An 18589-nucleotide genomic window follows, 5' to 3' on the forward strand; every position below is an offset into this window, starting at 1 on the left:
GAGGTGCCCCTTCGTCTCGCAGGGTGTGCCGCCGGCCTTATTCGGCCTGGTTTACCATATAGTCGACGATGGCCTTGACCTCGTCGTCGGAGGCGCTGCTGCCACCCTTGGGCGGCATGGCGCCCTTGCCGTTGATGGCGCTCTGGTAGAGGGTCTCGACACCCTGGTCGATACGCGGCCCCCAGGCCTCGGCGTTGCCCAGCTTCGGTGCGCCGGCGGCACCGGAGTCGTGGCAGGCGGCGCAGCCGGAGCTTCCATAGAGGGCTTCGCCGTCCAGGTCGCTGTCGGCTTCGGCGGTGGCTTCCTCTCCGGTGGCCTCTTCGGCCGGCGCTTCCTGCTCCGCCGTGGCGGCGTCATCGGTCGGCGCGTCGTCCTCGGCGGCCGCGTCGCCGCCGCCGCTGGCCTCGGCGGGCACCTCCATCACCGGTTCGACCAGGTAGGCCACGGCGGCCTGGACTTCCGCGTCGGAGAGGTTGGGGTTGCCGCCGCGGGCCGGCATGGCGTTGAAGCCGTTGATGGCGTGGCTCACCAGGGTCTCGAAGCCCTGGCCGGTGCGCTCGCTCCAGGCGGCCTCGTCGCCGCGCTTCGGCGCACCCGCGGCGCCGGTGTCGTGACAGGCCATGCAGACGCTGTTGTAGATGCTCTCGCCGTCGGCGCTGCCGGAGGAGGTGCTGTCGTCGCCGCTGCTGGCCGCCATGGCGGTGCCGCAGTCTTCGCCCTGCACGCACAGCTCGCCCACCGGTTCCAGGCGTTCGGCGATGGCATCCTGGTCCACGTCCTCCTGGGCGAGCGCCATGCCCGTGGTCAGGCCGAGGGTGGCCAGGCACCCCATGATCAGCTTGCTGGATTTCACTCTCACCACCTCTTGACGGTCTTGTCATCGAATCACGGTCGGCATCACGACAGCCGGAGGACGCCATGACGCGCACAATGGGCGCCAGTATAGCCGTATCGCCAACCGCTGGAAAATGCGGGAGATCATGCGCCGGGGCATGGGCGGGGCACGTCGGGAGGAGGCCGTGGCCGCTGGCGGCTGGACAGCGAAAGGGCAGCACGGTAGGATGTTGCTCGCCTCGTGGTCATCGACCGCCAGGCCCCGCGCGCCCTTAGCTCAGCTGGATAGAGCGTCGCCCTCCGGAGGCGAAGGTCAAAGGTTCGAATCCTTTAGGGCGCGCCAAAGAATTCAAGGGCTTACGGTTATCCGTAGGCCCTTTTCTTTGGTTCCTCGCACAAACAGCCCCTTCGATTCCCGCGAACCGGGGAGATCTACGGGAAGATCGGCGCGGTTCCGCTGATATCAAGCCTAGTCATGATCCCGGTCTCTTGAATGGCGTTGGCACCAGGCGTGGTATTCAGTGGCGGGGAGGGCCGGTGAATAGAGGAAGCCCTGTGCATGATCGCAGCCGAGGCTACGCAAAATGGCTGCCTGCTCCACCGTCTCCACACCTTCGGCGGTCACCACCAGGTCAAGAGCGTGGCCCACGTCGATCATGCAGGCCATCAGCTTGCGTGCACGCTCGTCTCGCTCCAGATGGGAGACGAAGACACGATCGATCTTGAGCCCCGTGATCGGCAGGTGCTGTAAGTACTCGAACGAGGAGAAGCCTGTGCCGAAGTCATCGATACTCACGCCGATGCCGATATCACGAATGCGTTGTATGGCGCTGCGTGCTACCTCCAGGTCACCGATCAAGGCGCTTTCCGTGATTTCCACTTCCAGTCGTCCGGGGCACACACCAGCGTGTTCGACGAGTTCCAGGAGTAGATCATGGAGTTCTTCATTGTGCAGGTCATGCACCGAGACATTGATGCTGATGGCCCCCTCGCTCCCGTCATGGATGGCAAAGGCACCGGCGGCTTTAGCGACGAAGTTGGTGACAGGGCCGATCAGCGAGGTATTTTCCACCTTGGGCATGAACTGGCCTGGCGGGATCAGCCTACCATTCTCGCCTCGCCAGCGGATCAACCCTTCACATCCACAGACCTTGCCATCAGCCAGTCGAATCTTGGGTTGGTAATGCAGCTCGAACTCCCTTGCGGCCAACCCGTCCCGGACCCGAGCAATCAGCTTGAGCGACTCCAGGGTGCGCCGGTCGAAGGAGGGATTGAAATGTGTATGGCCATGTCTTTGCCGCATAGTGGCCAGTAGCGCGATGCGGGCCTCTCGGAGTAGTTCTCTAGCCCCCGTCGTGCCGTCTCGCGCGATGGCACTGCCCATGGCTAACTGGACGCGTACCGGCACCTGCTGAATTAACAGGCTGTCCTCGCCGACATCCATCAGTCTCTGGCTGATATGGCCGAGATCACCCGGCCCGACATCCTTCAATATCAGCGCAAGCTCATCAAGACTCAGACGGTACGCCTTGCCGCCACCGCGAATCACCCGACTCAGCCGTTCGCCCATCGCGAAGAGAAGCTCGTCTGCGGCGTCCATGCCCAGGGCTTCGACGACGTCCGTCATATCGGTGATCTTCACCTTTATCACCCCGGTCTGTGAGACCTTGCTCACCGGTTGCGACAGACAGTGGTCAAGATCCTCGTTGAGCGCGACCTGGTTGGGGAGTCCCGACTGGGGATCGGTACGGGCGATGACCCGATGTTCATTTGCCGAACGTCGGCGTAGATGGAACAACCAGCCGGCCAGGCCGCCCAAAAGCAGATAGAATACCAGACGTGTCAGGTAGTTGGCGGTGGTTTGCTCGATGCCCAGGACGGCATCCTGTGGCATGGTCGCCATCATGGCGCCTGCGAGCAAGGCCGCGATCAGCCCGCCTGGCGTGGTGTACCAGGACGCCGCGACGAGTACCGGGATCAGCATCAAGTAGGGGTAGGCGTAGGCGGTGCCTCCGGTGGCATAGACGATCGCTGAGCCTGCGATCAGCAGTAGCACCACGACGCCGCAGCACGTGATATGGCGACTGCCGATGATCCGTAGGGCCCGTCGCGGCCATGCCGTCGATCTCACGCTATCGCTTGACCCCATCTCCTTGGCCTCCACGTGGATAACCTTGATCCTGTATTAGGGTATACCAATTCGACATGCTTCAGAGGGCATGACGAGGAACGGCTCCGGATGCAATCCATTGGTCGATCCAGGAGCCCGGTGAGCGTAGCGTCGATGCCGTCCGTCGTCTGATATGGACAGTGAGGGAATCCTCGACGATAGTGGGCCGAAAGTGGAGACATTTCCAGCAGGCCTCGGCGATGCGCCCAGTGGTGAGTCTCCCGTGTGTCGCCCGCCCGAGGGCAAGCCAACGGTCGCGACCCCTTGCCGACTCGCTGGCGGGGATTCATCCGAAACCGGATCATTGGTCTCGAAGAGACAGCATGAGAGGTTGCCGTGAGCATTGTTCTCAAGCGTGCCTTTGAACCTGCCAGGGCTCAGGATGGTTACCGCGTTCTGGTGGACGGGCTGTGGCCCAGAGGGGTGACGAAGCTGGAAGCCAGGATCGACGAGTGGCCAAAGGAGATCGCTCCAAGCAAGGCACTTCGCCAGGCGTTTCATCAGGGAGAGATTGGCTGGGGGAGCTTTCGCCGTCGTTATCTTGCCGAGCTCAAGGCGCATCGCGAAACCATGCGCCCACTGGCCAGGCGTGCCCAGAGACAGCGTGTGACGCTCGTGTTTTCCGCCAAGGACGAACGCCACAATAATGCCGTGATACTCAAGCAGTATCTCTCGATGCTGAACGGTCGCGCTGGCCTTGCCCCTTCTCGTTGAAGATGCCCTTCATCGAGTGAGAACGACCCTGCCACGAGCTTGCGCCCCTGAGGCCGTCCTGTTCCGGACGTGCCCGATCACGTCCCCGGCAGGCTTTTGCCGGCCCCGGTGTCCGTATCGGCTATGCCGGTGTCGTACCGAGGATGTCGCCCTCGGGCAGGGAGTTCCACGCTTCTTCTAGTTTCGCCCGATCCGCGAGGCTGCGGAGAATCGGGCGGGGCATCAGGCCGTGATTTCCCACCGGCGACGGTGTAGCGAGGAGGGGCGAGATGACCGACTATCTCCCGTTGAGACACGACAAGCCCCTCTGCGGGGAGGGCGTGGCCCTCGAGGCCGCCCCCGGGCCCTCTCCCGACGATGGTCTTCCGCCGCCGGGGGCGCCGGATATCGCCATCGCCCGGGCGGCCACGCCCTGGCCCATCGGCGAGGTGGCCGCCCGGCTCGGCATCGAGCCCCGGCAGCTGCTGCCCTATGGCCATGACAAGGCCAAGCTCTCCCACGACTTCACCGATGCCCTGGTGGGGCGTCCGCCGGGCAAGCTGGTGCTGGTCACCGCCATCACCCCGACCCCGGCCGGCGAGGGCAAGACGACCACCACCGTGGGGCTGGGCGACGGCCTCAGCCGGCTCGGGCACAAGGCCGCGGTGTGTCTGCGCGAGCCCTCCCTCGGGCCCTGCTTCGGCATGAAGGGAGGCGCGGCGGGGGGCGGGCGCTCCCAGGTGATTCCCATGGAGGACATCAACCTGCACTTCACCGGCGATTTCCATGCCGTCACCAGCGCCCACAACCTGCTGGCCGCCCTGATCGACAACCACCTGCAATGGGGCAATGCCCTGGATATCGATCCTCGGCGCATCTCCTGGAAGCGGGTGATGGACATCAACGACCGCGCCCTCCGGCACCTGACCATCGGCCTGGGAGGCCCGGCCCACGGCGTACCGCGGGAAGCGGGCTTCGATATCACCGCCGCCTCGGAAATCATGGCGATCCTCTGCCTGTCCGCCGACCTGGCCGACCTGCAGCGCCGACTGGGCGAGATCATCGTCGCACGGCGTCGCAATGGTAGCCCGGTGCGTGCCCGGGACCTGGAGGCCGAAGGCGCCATGGCGGTGCTGCTCAAGGAGGCCCTGGCCCCCAACCTCGTCCAGACCCTGGAGCATACCCCAGCCTTCATCCATGGCGGCCCCTTCGCCAACATTGCCCATGGCTGCAACTCCCTGATGGCGACCCGCAGTGCCCTGTCCCTGGCCGATATCGTGGTCACCGAGGCGGGCTTCGGTGCCGATCTGGGCGCCGAGAAGTTCTTCAACATCAAGTGCCGGCAGGCCGGGTTGACGCCCAGTGCGGTGGTGGTGGTCGCCACCCTGAGGGCCCTGAAGCTGCATGGAGGCGTCGAGCGGGATGCCCTCGGGCTGCCGGACCCCGAGGCGGTGCGTCGCGGGGCGCGCAACCTGAGCCGGCATGTGGCGAACCTGCGCCATTTCGGGGTGCCCGTGCTGGTGGCGGTCAACCACTTCGCGCAGGATGATGACCAGGAGCACCAAGCCCTGCAGGCCGCCTGCGATGAGCTGGGCGTCGAGCGGGTGGTCAGTCGCCACTGGGCGGAGGGCTCCCGGGGCAGCGAGGCTCTGGCGGAGCGGGTGGCGGCCATGGTGGAGGCACCTACGCCCAGCCTGGCGCTGACCTACGAGGATGACGCCAGCCTCGAGGACAAGGTCAGGGCCGTCGCCCAGCGTCTCTACGGGGCGGCGGATATCGGCCTGGAGCCCAGGGCGCGACGGCAGTTGGAGGAATACGAGGCGCTCGGTTACGGCCACCTGCCGGTGTGCATCGCCAAGACCCAGTACAGCTTCGCCGCCGACCCGGCGCTCACCGGCCTCGCCGAGGGGCACGTGCTGCCGGTGCGCGAGGCCGAGCTGGCCGCCGGTGCCGGCTTCGTCGTGGTGATCTGCGGCGATATCATGCGCATGCCCGGCATGCCGCGTCAGCCGGCATCCTCCGGCATCCGGCTCGATCCGGGGGGCGAGATCGAGGGCCTGTCCTGAGGTCTTTCCATGGGACGAGGCTGGTCTCCTGACGCGTGACCAGCTCCTGAACGGCGAGAAGGCCGCCTCCGTCGGCATCACCGGCGGGGGCGTAGCCGTGTCCGGCTTGCATGTTCAACGCAGACCAGAGCGGTGAGGCTCGCCGGCGCCAGGGGCGGGCGGTCACGATGCTCGCCCAGGGGCCGACCCTCGAGGCTGGTGAGCAGGATCTGCAGCGGATCGCCGTGGCCGACCAGCAGGATGGTCTCGTCTCGGCAGCGGGCCTCGAGGGCGTCGATCACGGCGCGCATGCGCGCCGCGACCCACTCGACACTCTCCACCCCATGGAGCCGATGGGCAGGGTCCCGCGCATCCTGGGCCCAGACCTCGCCGTAACGCGAGTCGGGCTGGCCCTCCAGGATCCCGAAGTGGCGTTCCCGCAGGCGCGGCTCGGCCTGGGGGTGGAGCCCGAAATGGCCCGCCACGCGCTCGGCGGTGTCCCGGGTGCGCAGGAAGTCCGAGTACAGGATGCGGGTCGGGGCGGGGGCCGGCCACTCGGCCAGCAGGGCCGCGAGCTGGTCCTGCCCCTGCCGGGACAGCCCATAGTGCGCGAGGCCCCGTGCCGGCGTGCTGATGATGATGCCCCGGGCGTTGGCCTCGCTGTGGCCATGGCGCATCAGCAGGTAGCGGTTGTTCCGCCGCGGCGGCGCGTCGACGTCGTCGTTGGTCATCGGCTTGTCATCTTTCCCGAAGTGCTCGACGGTTTTTCCATGCGGCATGGCCGGTCCCGTTGCAACCGGGAGACGTCAGTCGGCGCGGCCTTCGCAGAGACGTTGCATGCGGGTCAGTGCCCCTCGGGCGCCCTCGAGGCTGAACACCAGGAACCAGTAATCCTGCTCGGCGCGGTGAAGGCGCAGGCGCAGGAGTTCGCCGGCGGCCATCTCCGCCAGCAGGGCCTCGGTATCGGGAACGGTGAAGCGCGCGTAGAAGCCGCTGTTGCCGCGCTCGGTGATAAAGGCGGCCTGGCCGGTATGCACGCGGCCATCATCGACCAGCAGGTCCGCCGGGACGCGGTTCACCGTGGCACTCTCGGCCTGGACCTCGTCCAGCTCCACGCGCATCTCCAGCCACGGCCGGCCGCAGGCTCCGGGGCTGGCATTGACGCTGAACACGGTGTCGCTGTAGCTGCGCTGCTCCAGGGCCCGGACGTGATGCTGCTCGCCCAGCGTCAGGCGCAGCGAGTGCCAGTCGCCATGGTGCTCGACGGCGTCGATGTTGTAGCGGCCGGCCTGGGCGGGGGCGGTGACGGCCAGGGCCAGAAGGCCCGACAGCAGGCGGCGAAGGACGGTCGGTGACATGGTGGATCCCGGGGAACTGGACCCCGGGAGGCTAGCATATCCGTCCCGCCGTGTGCCGCCGCCGCGTTCGGCTAGACAGCCTGCCGCTCAGATCCCCGCCCACCAGCGGTAGCCACGGTCCTCCCAGTAGCCGCCCCGGCCACGGCCGAGATGCGCGAAGCTCGTTACCAGTTCGATACGCATGACATACTTGGCCATCTTGTAGCCCAGCTGGCGCTCGGCGCGCAGGCGCAGGGGCGCGCCGTTGGCGATGGGCAGGTCGCCGCCGTTGAGGCCGTAGGCCAGCAGGGTCTGCGGGTGGTAGGCCTCGCGCAGGTCGAGGCTCTCGTAGTAGCGGTCGCCGCCCCGGTAGCGATCGGCGCAGTGGAAGACCACGAAGCGCGCCTCGTCGCGCACCCCCACCCGGGCCAGCAACTCGCCGAGCACCACCCCGGTCCACTCGCCGATGCAGCTCCAGCCCTCCACGCAGTCGTGGCGGGTGATCTGGGTGCGCGCCGGCATCCTCCGGAGCTCGGCGAGGGAGAAGGCCTGGGGTCGCTCGACCAGGCCGTCGACCTCGAGGCGCCAGTCGCGGAAGTCGCCAGCCGCCAGGCGCAGGTAGTCGATCTCCCGGGGCATGGTCGTGCCGTTGGGGCGGAAGGTCGGGGCGATGTCCTCGGGGGCGTACTCCCGGGCCAGCGCCTCCCGGGCGGCCAGCAGGCGATGGGCCCGCTGGGTCAGGCCCTCGCTGGCGGCGAACAGGCGCTGCATGGCGTCGCTGCGCGAGAGCCGGTCGCAGCCCGCCAGCATCAGCGTGCCGCCGGCCAGCAGGCCGCGGGTCAGGAAGCGTCGGCGGCCGGGGTCATCGGGATGCGTCATCGCGCGTCTCCTCTTCCGGGGGGAGGGCATAGCGCCCGGTGATCATCGAGCGCAGGTTGTTGCCGACGCCGGAGACCAGCACCAGCAGCAGATGCACCACGAAGAAGGCCAGCAGGGCGGCGGCGGCCAGGAAGTGCAGGGTGCGGGCGCTCTGCCGGCCGCCGAAGAGATCCAGCAGCCAGGGCCAGGCGGCATCCAGGGTCGGTGACATGGTCAGGCCGGTGAGCACCACCAGCGGGGCGAGGACGAACAGCACCCCCAGGTAGGCCAGCTTCTGCAGCAGGTTGTAGTGGCGCGCCTCCTCCCCCCGCGGGAAGCGCAGCCGCAGGTGCTCGACCACGACATGGCCGAGACGCGGCCATTCGTCGCGTCGCGGCAGCAGGCGCCGGCGCAGCTGGCCGCTGGCCACCAGGTAGACCAGGTAGGCCGCAAGCATCGGGGCGAAGATCCAGCCGGCGAGGAAGTGCCACTGGCGACCCATGGCCAGCCAGCGCGGGCCGGGCAGTGTCGCCCAGGCGGGGAAGGCGCGCCGCTCGCGATCGGCGCGCGGTCCCGAGACGCCCAGCACGCCGGTGGTGTCGAAGCGGTATCCGCCGATACGGGTGATGCCGCGCAGGGAGCCGTCATCGGCGCGCTCGGCGCCGATCGACAGCGCCGGGGCGTCGAAAGTGGAATCCTTGCCCCAGTACAGGGCCGGATGGGCATTGAAGATCTGCAGGCCGCTCATCAGCAGGATCGCCAGGCAGATGGCGTTGATCCAGTGCCACAGCCGGGTGAACGTCGAGTGCCGCTTGATCACCGTCGGCCGGGGAGCATGGCGTGTGGCGCCGAAGAATCGCATGGGGTGGGCCCTCCCGAAGAGGCGAGGCGGAGCGGGAAGGCATGACCGGCCGGAACGTCATCCGTCCGGTCATGCGGCGGCGAGCATCACATCTCGCCGTCGTCTTCCATCATCGATTCCTCGTCCTCCATCATCATCTCGTCGTCGCCTTCCGACTTCATGGCATCGTCCCCGCTCATGGCGTCTTCCTCGCCCATGGCCTCGCCGGACATGGCATCCTGTTCCATGCTTCCGCCCTCCTGCATGGCGTCCGCATGGTGGTCCGCCAGGGCGGCGCTCGGCAGCAGCAGGGCCCCGAGCAGGATGGCGAACAGGGTGGTCCTGGGCTGGGTCGGCTTGAACATCTCGCACCTCCGGTGATGGTCTGGCCGCCGGCGACATGCCGTGTCGGCACCTGTCACGCTAGCCAGCCCCCCGGGGGGATTCATCACGAAATCATCACGAACGGGGGGCTGGCGTGAAGGTTTCGTGATGCAGCCAGCGGCGGGGGGCTCTAGAGTAGAGACCGAACCCCTCTTCGGAGCCCGTTCCATGCCCTACCGGATCCTCTGCGTCGAGGACAATCCCGAGATCGGCAAGCTGCTCGGCGAGCGGCTCGTCGAGGCCGGCCATCGCTGTGACTGGGTCACCGATGGCGAGGCGGCCCTGGTGGCCCTGGAGGACGTGGCGCCGGGCAGCGCCTATGACCTGGTGATGCTCGACCTGATGCTGCCGGGGATCGACGGCCTGGAGGTGTGTCGCCGGTTGCGGCGGCGCGACAGCCGGACCCCGGTGCTGATGGTGACCGCCAAGGCCGCGATCCGCGATGTGGTGGTGGGGCTCGAGCTCGGGGCCGACGACTATGTCACCAAGCCCTTCCACATGCCGATCCTGATGGCCCGGGTTCAGGCCCTGTTGCGCCGGGGGCAGCGCCAGGCGGAGGGGGAGGACGGCATCGTCGAGACCCCGCCGCTGGTCTGCGGGGGGTTGGTCATCGATGCCGACCAGCATCGGGTCACCCTCGACGGCCAGCCGGTGCAGCTCACCGGCAAGGAATTCGCGCTGCTGTCGCTGTTCGCCCGCCACCCCGGTCACGGCTTCACCCGCGGCGAGCTGCTGGATCGGGTCTGGGGCGAGGAGTTCGACGGTTATGACCATACCGTGAACACCCATATCAACCGCCTGCGCAAGAAGATCGAGGCCGACCCGGCGCGACCGCGCTTCATCCAGACCGTCTGGGGCGTGGGCTATCGCTTCGTCGACCCGGCGGCGGAGGACGAGGAGGCATGAGCGGCCTGCTGCGGCGCGTCGGGCGTCTGGGGCGCAGCCTCTATGCGCGCATCGCCGTGGTCTACCTGACCAGCCTGCTGCTGCTGTCGGTGGCCGCCGCCTGGATCGCCATCAGCCAGTTCGACCAGCTGGGGCGCGAGCTCCAGCAGCGCCAGGCGATCGGCCTGGCCGGCGACCTCGCCCGCGTCATGCGCCCGGGCCTGCAGGCCGGCGCCGACAGTGACGCCGCCCGGGAGATCGCCCGGCACATCGCCTCGATCAACCCCACGCTGTCACTGTACGTGCTCGACGCCGGGGGAACGGTGATCGCCGACCTCACCGCGTCGGCCTGTGGCCTGGGGCGCCGGGTGGAGCGTGACGCCCTGGAGGCCCTGCTCGGCGAGGATCCCATGCTGCCGGTGCTGGCCGCCTCGCCCTGCGGCGGGCGGCCCGGGGTCTTCTCCGTGGCGCGGATCACCCATGGCGAGGCCCGGCGGCCCGGCTACCTCTACGCCGACCTGAACAGCGCCAGCCACGCCTCGATGGTCGCCATGCTGCGCACCAGCTCGATCACCCGCACCCTGGTCGCCGCCGGCCTGCTGGCGCTGCTGATCTCCGGCGTCTTCGGCCTGGTCTGGTTCGCCCTGCTGACGCGGCGCTTCTCGCAGCTGACCACGGCGGTGCAGCGCTTCGCCGAGGGCGACTACGGCGAGCGCGTCGCCGTGCCCCGGGACGACGAGATCGGCCGCCTGGCGGGGGCCTTCAACGACATGGCGGGGACCATCGAGGCCCAGCTCGCGGCACTGCGCGAGACCGATCGCCAGCGCCGCGAGCTGGTCGCCAACCTGTCCCATGACTTTCGCACCCCGCTGACCTCGCTGCGCGGCTATGCCGAGCAGCTGCTGGCGCGCGAGGAGGCGTCTCCCGGGGAGCGACGACGGGCGCTGGGCGCGATCCTCGACAACGCCGATCGCCTGACGCGGCTGGCCCAGCAGCTGTCGACCCAGGCCCGGCTCGATGCCTACGACCGGCCGCTGCAGTGCGAGCCGTTCTCGCTGGTGGAACTCGCCCACGACATCGTCGGCAAGTTCCAGCACCAGGCCCGTCAGTCGGGCGTCGCCCTCGAGGTGGACGGGGCTCCCTCGCTGCCCTGGGTCGAGGCGGATCTCGGCCTGATCGACCGTGCCCTGTCGAACCTGGTGGAGAACGCCCTGCATGCGACCCCCGCCGGAGGGCGGGTGCGGCTCGAGCTCGAGGCGCTGGCCGAGGGCGTCAGGCTGGCGGTGGTCGACAGCGGGATCGGCATCGCCGCCGAGGAGGTGCCGCTGGTGACCCAGCGCTTCTATCGCACCCGGGGCAGCCCGGCGCGGGGCGAGGGCTCGGGGCTGGGGCTGTCCATCGTGCGCGAGATCTGCGAGCGCCACGGCACCACCCTGGCCATCGACAGCCGCCAGGGCGTGGGCACCCGGGTCAGCCTGGTGTTGCCCTATGTGCTAGCGTCAAGGGCCTGAGCGGCCGGCGGGGCCGGATCCTCGATCTGCAGCAGCTGGATCAGTCCGCTGCGCTGGGGGCCCAGCATGTCGGCCAGGGTGTAGCGATCGAGCACGGCGAGGAAGGCCCCCAGGGCCTCGGCGAGGATCGGCTTGAGCCGGCAGGAGGGGGTGATCACGCACTCGTTGTCGTCGCCGAAGCACTCCACCAGGCCGAGGTCGCGTTCGGTGTCGCGCACCAGCTCACCCAGGGTGATGGACTCCGGCGCCCGCTTCAGCAGCAGCCCGCCATGCTTGCCGCGAATGGCCGTGATATAGCCGCGATGATTCAGTTCCTGGACCACCTTCATCAGGTGGTTGCGGGAGATGGCGAAGCGATCGGCGATCTCGGTGATGGTCGAGCGCTCCTCGCCCTTGACGGCGAGGTAGATCAGCACGCGCAGCGAGTAGTCGGTATAGCGGGTCAGGTGCATGTGGCTTCCTGGTCGACGGGCGGCGAGGCGAGCCCGGCGGGTGAATCGTAGAGTGTCGCTGCCGACTCTACCACCGTGGCGGCGTTGACGCCCCGACGCGTGGCGACCGGGGCAGCGATGATAAGCAATATTATAGAGGCTTTTTTCGCGTTCCCCGCAGCGACTACCTCCAATTGACCTGGGTCAGCTACCTCGAGAAGGGTACCGACGCCCGTCGACGCCGGTGTCATACTGGCGCCCATCCGGTGGCGATCCGGCCGCCCAGGCTTTCCCGAGGCACCGAACGACCATGCACGACACGTTGCCCTTCCACCGTTCCCTGGTCGAGAAGTACGACCGGCCGGGGCCGCGCTACACCTCCTATCCCACGGCACCGCAGTTCCATGCGGCCTTCGCCGAGGACGATTATCGTGCCGCCGCCGAGCGCAGCAACCTTCTCGCCGAGCCCAAGCCGTTGTCGGTCTATGTGCACATTCCCTTCTGCGAAAGCCTCTGCTACTACTGCGCCTGCAACAAGATCATCACCCACAACCGCGAGCGGGCCGCGACCTACCTGGCTTGGCTCAAGCGCGAGATCGCCCTGCAGGCCGCTCTGTTCGACGACACCCGGCGCATGACCCAGCTGCACCTGGGGGGCGGCACCCCGACCTACCTGAGCAACGACCAGCTTGGCGAGCTGATGGCCGCTCTCGACGAGGCCTTCCACTTCGCCGCGCCCGAGGCGCGGGAGTTCTCCCTCGAGGTGGACCCGCGGACGGTGACGCCGGCGCAGGTGCATGAGCTCCGCGCGTTGGGCTTCAATCGCCTGAGCTTCGGCGTGCAGGACTTCGATCCCGACGTCCAGCGAGCGGTGAACCGGGTGCAGGGCGAGGCCCAGGTGGTCGGCCTGGTCGAGGCGGCCCGCGAGGCCGGCTTCCAGTCGGTGAGCGTCGACCTGATCTATGGCCTGCCGCTGCAGACGGTGGCGAGCTTCGACACGACCCTGGACAAGATCATCGCCCTGCGACCGGATCGCATCGCCGCCTACAGCTATGCTCACCTGCCGGAGCTGTTCAAGGCCCAGCGGCTGATCCGCCCCGAGGACATGCCGCCGCCGGAGCGCAAGCTCGAGCTGCTGGAGCTGATCATCCGCCGCCTCACCGAGGCCGGCTACGTCTATATCGGCATGGACCACTTCGCCCTGCCCGAGGACGAGCTCTCCCTGGCCAGGGAAAACGGCACCCTGCAGCGCAACTTCCAGGGCTACTCCACCCACGCCGACTGCGACATGATCGGCCTGGGCATCACCGCGATCGGCAAGGTCGGCGACAGCTACAGCCAAAACGTCAAGGAGACCGCCCGGTACCAGGCGCGCCTGGAGGCCGGACGCCTGCCGGTGATGCGCGGCTATCGGCTCAGCGACGATGACCGGCTGCGCCGCGACGTGATCAATGCCTTGATGTGTCACGGGCGAATCGATGTCGCCGCGATCGAGGCCGACCACGGCATCGCCTTCCGGACCTATTTCGCCGGGGCCCTGGACGCGCTGGCCGAGATGCGGGCGGATGGCCTGATCACCCTCACCGAGCAGGCTATCGAGGTGCTGCCCGCCGGGCGCCTGATGATGCGCAATGTCGCCATGGCCTTCGATGCCTACCTGGCCTGTAGCGAAGGGCGCCACTCGCGCACTGTCTAGCCTGCTTGCCTCGCCGACTCGCCCATGGCGCGGGCCCTCGCCCGCCAGGGAGCCTGGCGGGCGCTGCCGTGCCCGTCGTCGTGCCCGGTATCAGTTTCCTGCTTCTTCGCGCTGATCCTTTCCTGCTTCTGGTGGGGGAGAATATTCAGGGGTTCTTCCGATGGTGCAGCTCGCCGTCGAGAACGATGCTGAAATTGTATGTAACAAAATGTTTATTTGTGTGCGTTCGTCCGATCAATCAGCGGTATGGGAGCAAGGGAGGGGGTAGCTATGCAACGCTTCAAGTTGGCTGCCTTGGTGATCGCGATGGGGTGTGTGTCGGCGGCCGGGGCCCTGGCCCAGTCGGCCTCGGGTACCGGTATGGGCCCCGCCTTGTCCGAGGATGAGATGGCGGGTGTCGCGAACGATACCCTGACCCCCGGGACGACCGGGGAGGAAGGACTGTCGGACCAGGAACTGGCGGAACTCCTGGACGACCTGCCCCCGACCGCGGCCGGTGGTGGAGGCGGGGGCTGTGGTGCCGGCTTCCTGGAAGGATGCGATGGGTTTCGCTTCTTGAGCGCTGTCGCGCTGGGGCCACCCGGCAGCGATGACAGCGCCGATGACGGCAGCGGTGACGATGGCGGTGATGACGCCGGCGACAGTGATGGTGACGGGGATTCCGATGGCGGGGGCTCCGATGGCGGGGGCTCTGATGGCGGGGGCTCCGATGGCGGGGGCTCTGATGGTGGGGGCTCTGATGGCGGGGGCTCCGATGGCGGGGGCTCTGATGGCGGGGGCTCCGATGGCGGGGGCTCCGATGGCGGCGGTGGCCCCGGTGGTGATGACGGCGGGGGTTCCGATGGTGGTGGTGATGGCGGCGGTGCCACCGGTGGCGGTGACGGCAGCGATTTCGGCTCCGGTGGCGGCGACGGTGGCTCCGCGGGTGATGGCGGCGGCGCCGGCGGCTCGGGGGGTGGCAGCGGCGGCGATGCCGGTGGTGGTGACGGCGGCGGCTCCGACGGTGGTTCTGACTCCGGTGGCGGAGATGGCGGCTCCGCGGGAGGTAGTGGCGGTGCCGGTGGCACCGGCAGCGGCTCCGGCGGCGGCGGCCTGGGAGGCGGTGGCCTGGGAGGCCGCGGCGGCGGCTTCGGCGGTGGTTTCGGGGGTGATCGCTGAGTCCCGTCGTCTGCTCCGTACTCCAAGTCCTGAAACGCGCCCGGCATCCGCCGGGCGCGTTTTGTTTCGGGGGCGCGGCATCGCGCGCAGTCGTCGTCGGCAGCAGGGGGCGAGTCTCCACTGGAACTAGATGCTGTGTATGGAGTCGTGAATTGAGCTATATATGGTAGATAGGCGTTGGCCTGGCGAGTCGGTCGTGGCTTGATGCAGGTCACGGCAGCCGCGGGCCACGATGTCTAGGATGGGCGATCGGTCGTCACAGGAGAGTTGCCATGCCGTTCCCCTCGCTGCCCCTTCCACCTGCGCCGCGTCGGCTGGTGCCGGCCATCGCACCGAGGATGCCCGTTGCGCTCCAGCGGCCCCTCGTCGAGTCTCTGCTCAATCGCACCTTCGCCGAGTCACTGGCCGAAGGGGAGTTCGATGCCCTGGCGGGGCGACGGGTCAGTCTGGTCATCGCCGATCTGGGCCTGATCCTCACCCTGAGCTTGTCGGAGCGGCGACTGGTGCGCTGCGAGGCGCCCGGCGAGGCCACCCTCCGCGGCGGCTGGCGCGAATTCCTGTCTCTCGCCACCCGCCGCGAGGACCCGGACAGCCTGTTCTTCCAGCGGCGCCTGTCCCTCGAGGGCGATACCGAGCTTGGCCTGATGGTCAACAACCTGCTCGATGGCCGCGAGGAAGGCATGGCCCAGGGGCGACTGGGCGACTGGCTGGTCCGGCTGGAGCGGCTGGCACGCCGCGACCATTGACCCTCACATCGCGACTGGGAGATTCCGCATGCCGACATCCGCCAAGGATGCCCCCATCGTCGACGAGGTGCCGATGCAGGTGCCCTCCCTCGACATCTGGGACACCAAGTACCGTCTCAAGGACCGACATGGCCGGCCCGTGGACGCGGATCCGGCCGCCACCCGGGAGCGGGTGGCCCGTGCCCTGGCGGCGATGGAAGGCGAGGCCGCCGACGCCTGGCTGCCGAAGTTCCGCTGGGCCCTGGACAACGGCGCCATCCCCGCCGGGCGCATCGTCGCCAACGCCGGGGCCGAGCACATCAAGCCCGAGGTCAGCCTGATCAACTGCACGGTCTCGCGGACCATCCGGGACTCCATGCGCGACATCCTGGAAGCCGTGGTCGATGCCGGGATGACGTTGAAGAGCGGGGCGGGAATCGGCTATGAATTTTCCACCCTGCGCCATAAGGGCGCCTTCGTGTTCGGGGCCGGCGCTGGCACCAACGGCCCCCTGGCGTTCATGGATATCTACGACAGGATGTGCTTCACGGTGGCCTCGGCGGGCGGTCGCCGCGGCGCCCAGATGGCGACCTTCGACGTCGGCCATCCCGACGTGCGGGCCTTCATCGAGGCCAAGCGCGAGGCGGGACGGCTGCGCCAGTTCAACCTGAGCCTGCTGATCACCGACGAGTTCATGGAGGCGGTGCGCGCCGACGCCGACTGGCCCCTGGCCTTTCCCCTGCACCCGGGGGAGAAGGAGGACGTCGACGAGGACGAACTGGTCTACCGCGACTGGCCGGTGATCGAGGACGGCTACACCGTCGACGACCAGGGCCGGGTGGCCTGCCGCATCGTCGAGGTGATTCGGGCCCGCGAGTTGTGGGACACCATCATGCGCTCGACCTACGACTTCGCCGAGCCGGGCTTCATCCTGATCGACCAGGTCAACCGCATGAACAACAACTGGTTCTGCGAGGAGATCCGCGCCACCAACCCCTGCGGGGAACAACCGCTTCCGCCGGAAGGCGCCTGCCTGCTCGGCTCGGTGAACCTGACCCGCTTCGTCCTCGATCCCTTCGGCGACAAGCCGCGTTTCGACTGGGACCGCTACCGGGAGGTGGTGGCCATCTTCACCCGCATGCTCGACGACGTGGTGGAGCTCAGCGGCCTGCCGCTGGAGGGTCAGCGCCGCGAGATCGAGGCCAAGCGCCGCCATGGCATGGGGTTCCTGGGGCTGGGTTCGGCGCTGACCATGCTCAAGATTCCCTATGGCTCCCCGGAGTCGCTGGCCTTCACCGAGGAGGTCAGTCGGGTGATGGCCGTCGAAGGCTGGAAGCAGGCCCTGGAACTCTCCAGGGAGAAGGGCATGGCGCCGATTCTCGCCGAGGACTTCGCCATCACCCCGAAGATGCTGCGCGAGCGGCCGGAGCTGGCGCAAGACGGCTATGAGGTGGGCGATCGCGTGCCCGGGCGGCTCCTGCACGCCCGCTACAGCCGCTACATGCAGAAGATCGCCGAGTTGGAGCCGCAGCTGGTGGCGGATCTCGCCGAGCATGGCGCCCGCTTCACCCACCACAGCTCCATCGCGCCCACCGGCACTATCTCGCTGTCGCTGGGCAACAACGCCTCCAACGGCATCGAGCCGTCCTTCTCGCACCGCTACTTCCGCAATCTCATCCGCGCCGGACGCAAGACCAAGGAACAGGTGGAGGTGGTGTCCTTCGAGCTGGCCGCCTATCGGCACGTGGTGGCATCGGAGGCGGTGGAGAGCGACCTGCCGGACTACTTCGTCACCGCCGATGCCGTCTCGCCCGCCCAGCACGTGGCAGTGCAGGCCGCCGCCCAGGCCTGGGTGGATTCGGCGATCTCCAAGACGGTGAACGTCCCCACCGACTTCCCCTTCGCAGATTTCAAGGATCTGTACCTGGACGCCTACGACAGCCAGCTCAAGGGTTGCACCACCTTCCGTTTCAACCCCGAGGCCTTCCAGGGGGTGCTGGTGCGCGAGGACGACCTCAAGAACACCACCTATGTCTTCGAGCTGGAGAACGGCGAGACCGTCGAGCTGGCCGGCGACGAGACGGTGATCTATGACGGCGAGGAGCACACCGCGGCGAACCTCTACGACGCGCTCAAGGAGGGCACCTATGGCAAGTGGTAACCGGGTGCCAACGACCGCACTCGTGACGGTCGTGAGCCGGCCTCGTGCGATCCCCATGCCCAGCCTTCAAGGAGCCCGCCGATGACCGTCGAGATCACCTCGAAGATCGTGTCCTACAGCGTCAAGAAGGCGGTGGAGGAGCCGCCGCTGGCCGACGAGAACCCGTTGACGGTGCGCATCCCCTCGCGGCCTGAGGGGACCCTCGAAGCCGTCTCGGAGAAGATCTCCTATGTCGGTGCCGAGGGCCGCAAGAAGGTCTACCTGCTGGTCTCCTTCATGCCCGTGGAGGGCGTGCTGAACGGCAAGCGGGTGGTCATCGAGCGCCCGGTGGAGTTCTTCTTTCCCTCCGGCCAGCTGTCCAGCGAGCACCAGTGGATCACCGCCACCATGCGCAGCCTGTCGCTGGCTGCCCGCGGCGGCTACGTCACCCAGGCGGTGGCCGACCTGCGCAAGGTGGCCTGGGACAAGGGCCTGGTGCGCTGCGGCATGAACCGCTGGGGCAAGCCGATGTTCCACGACTCCGAGGTCGCGGCCATCGCCTGGTCGATCCAGCAGATCCTCTATCGTCGCGGCTTCCTCGACCTGGACGGCAACCAGGTGCCGGTGGAAGAGCTGGTCAGCCGCTATGCCCAGCGCCTGGCCAGCGGCCACGGCTGGCAGCCGCCCAGTGCCGAGGAGCTGGATCGGGCCGAGCGGGAGGCCCGCGAGCAGCAGGGCGGTCCCGCCGTGGTGGGCCACTGTCCCGAGTGCAACGGCGAGCTGATCATGATGGACGGCTGCCCGACCTGCTATGCGGGGTGCGGCTGGTCCAAGTGCGGCTAGCCCGATCCCGGTGATCCGGCCCCCGGGGCGTCTCCCTG

17 protein-coding genes and 1 tRNA gene are annotated in these 18589 nt (G+C 68.1%); 10 read left to right on the forward strand and 8 right to left on the reverse strand.

Annotation, left to right across the window (positions count from 1 at the left end; translation table 11 throughout):
• Positions 1–37 precede the first annotated feature (37 nt).
• Positions 38–853: a c-type cytochrome gene (locus FHR97_RS07635; protein WP_343065566.1), complete on the reverse strand. Its 816-nt coding sequence runs from the start codon at positions 851–853 to the stop codon at positions 38–40.
• A gap of 247 nt (positions 854–1100) precedes the next feature.
• Between FHR97_RS07635 and FHR97_RS07640 the strand changes: the two genes are divergently transcribed.
• A tRNA-Arg gene (locus FHR97_RS07640) sits at positions 1101–1177 on the forward strand.
• 126 nt (positions 1178–1303) lie between these two features.
• Here FHR97_RS07640 and FHR97_RS07645 read toward each other — a convergent pair.
• Positions 1304–2890 carry an EAL domain-containing protein gene (locus FHR97_RS07645; protein ID WP_183383181.1) on the reverse strand — a complete coding sequence of 529 codons (1587 nt, stop codon included), beginning with the start codon at positions 2888–2890 and terminating at the stop codon, positions 1304–1306.
• A gap of 450 nt (positions 2891–3340) precedes the next feature.
• On the opposite strand from FHR97_RS07645, the gene FHR97_RS07650 reads away from it, so the two are divergent.
• Positions 3341–3718, forward strand: coding sequence for a DUF488 family protein, N3 subclade (locus FHR97_RS07650; RefSeq protein ID WP_183383182.1), 378 nt, complete (start codon positions 3341–3343; stop codon positions 3716–3718).
• A gap of 269 nt (positions 3719–3987) precedes the next feature.
• On the forward strand, positions 3988–5763 hold the full coding sequence (locus FHR97_RS07655; protein ID WP_183383184.1) for a formate--tetrahydrofolate ligase: 1776 nt from the start codon (positions 3988–3990) through the stop codon (positions 5761–5763).
• Positions 5764–5840: 77 nt separating this feature from the next.
• On the opposite strand, the gene FHR97_RS07660 is transcribed toward FHR97_RS07655, so the two are convergent.
• The 5 genes from FHR97_RS07660 to FHR97_RS07680 all read right to left on the reverse strand — a co-directional run bounded on the left by FHR97_RS07660 (position 5841) and on the right by FHR97_RS07680 (position 9143).
• Positions 5841–6521, reverse strand: a complete 681-nt coding sequence (locus tag FHR97_RS07660) for a histidine phosphatase family protein (RefSeq protein WP_343065567.1) — start codon at positions 6519–6521, stop codon at positions 5841–5843.
• 27 nt (positions 6522–6548) lie between these two features.
• On the reverse strand, positions 6549–7100 hold the full coding sequence (locus tag FHR97_RS07665) for a hypothetical protein (protein ID WP_246403843.1): 552 nt from the start codon (positions 7098–7100) through the stop codon (positions 6549–6551).
• Positions 7101–7187: 87 nt separating this feature from the next.
• Positions 7188–7958 (reverse strand): molybdopterin-binding protein, encoded by a 771-nt coding sequence (locus FHR97_RS07670; RefSeq protein WP_183383185.1) that lies wholly within the window; start codon positions 7956–7958, stop codon positions 7188–7190.
• On the reverse strand, positions 7942–8799 hold the full coding sequence (locus FHR97_RS07675) for a cytochrome b/b6 domain-containing protein (RefSeq protein WP_183383186.1): 858 nt from the start codon (positions 8797–8799) through the stop codon (positions 7942–7944). The genes FHR97_RS07670 and FHR97_RS07675 overlap by 17 nt, the downstream gene beginning before the upstream one ends.
• 86 nt (positions 8800–8885) lie before the next feature.
• On the reverse strand, positions 8886–9143 hold the full coding sequence (locus FHR97_RS07680; RefSeq protein WP_183383188.1) for a hypothetical protein: 258 nt from the start codon (positions 9141–9143) through the stop codon (positions 8886–8888).
• A gap of 187 nt (positions 9144–9330) precedes the next feature.
• On the opposite strand from FHR97_RS07680, the gene FHR97_RS07685 reads away from it, so the two are divergent.
• Together FHR97_RS07685 and FHR97_RS07690 are read left to right on the forward strand one after the other, a co-directional pair.
• The gene (locus FHR97_RS07685) at positions 9331–10068 is read left to right on the forward strand and encodes a response regulator transcription factor (protein ID WP_183383190.1); all 738 of its coding nucleotides are present in this window, start codon (positions 9331–9333) and stop codon (positions 10066–10068) included.
• Positions 10065–11558: a sensor histidine kinase gene (locus FHR97_RS07690; RefSeq protein WP_183383191.1), complete on the forward strand. Its 1494-nt coding sequence runs from the start codon at positions 10065–10067 to the stop codon at positions 11556–11558. Before FHR97_RS07685 ends, FHR97_RS07690 begins: the two co-directional genes overlap by 4 nt.
• On the opposite strand, the gene FHR97_RS07695 is transcribed toward FHR97_RS07690, so the two are convergent.
• Positions 11534–12010, reverse strand: a complete 477-nt coding sequence (locus tag FHR97_RS07695) for an Rrf2 family transcriptional regulator (RefSeq protein WP_183383193.1) — start codon at positions 12008–12010, stop codon at positions 11534–11536. The genes FHR97_RS07690 and FHR97_RS07695 overlap by 25 nt on opposite strands.
• Before the next feature lie 289 nt (positions 12011–12299).
• Between FHR97_RS07695 and hemN the strand changes: the two genes are divergently transcribed.
• From hemN to FHR97_RS07720, 5 genes are all read left to right on the forward strand, one after another.
• Positions 12300–13685, forward strand: a complete 1386-nt coding sequence (gene hemN, locus FHR97_RS07700; RefSeq protein WP_183383195.1) for an oxygen-independent coproporphyrinogen III oxidase — start codon at positions 12300–12302, stop codon at positions 13683–13685.
• A gap of 387 nt (positions 13686–14072) precedes the next feature.
• Positions 14073–14843, forward strand: a complete 771-nt coding sequence (locus tag FHR97_RS07705; RefSeq protein WP_183383197.1) for a hypothetical protein — start codon at positions 14073–14075, stop codon at positions 14841–14843.
• Between the two features lie 272 nt (positions 14844–15115).
• Positions 15116–15589 (forward strand): ubiquinone anaerobic biosynthesis accessory factor UbiT, encoded by a 474-nt coding sequence (gene ubiT, locus FHR97_RS07710; RefSeq protein ID WP_183383199.1) that lies wholly within the window; start codon positions 15116–15118, stop codon positions 15587–15589.
• Positions 15590–15617: 28 nt separating this feature from the next.
• Positions 15618–17729, forward strand: coding sequence for an adenosylcobalamin-dependent ribonucleoside-diphosphate reductase (locus tag FHR97_RS07715; protein ID WP_183383203.1), 2112 nt, complete (start codon positions 15618–15620; stop codon positions 17727–17729).
• Between the two features lie 81 nt (positions 17730–17810).
• Positions 17811–18551: a ribonucleoside-diphosphate reductase gene (locus FHR97_RS07720; protein WP_183383204.1), complete on the forward strand. Its 741-nt coding sequence runs from the start codon at positions 17811–17813 to the stop codon at positions 18549–18551.
• Positions 18552–18589 lie beyond the last annotated feature (38 nt).

Origin of the sequence: Halomonas stenophila (assembly GCF_014192275.1) — a bacterium.
Lineage (GTDB): Bacteria > Pseudomonadota > Gammaproteobacteria > Pseudomonadales > Halomonadaceae > Halomonas > Halomonas stenophila.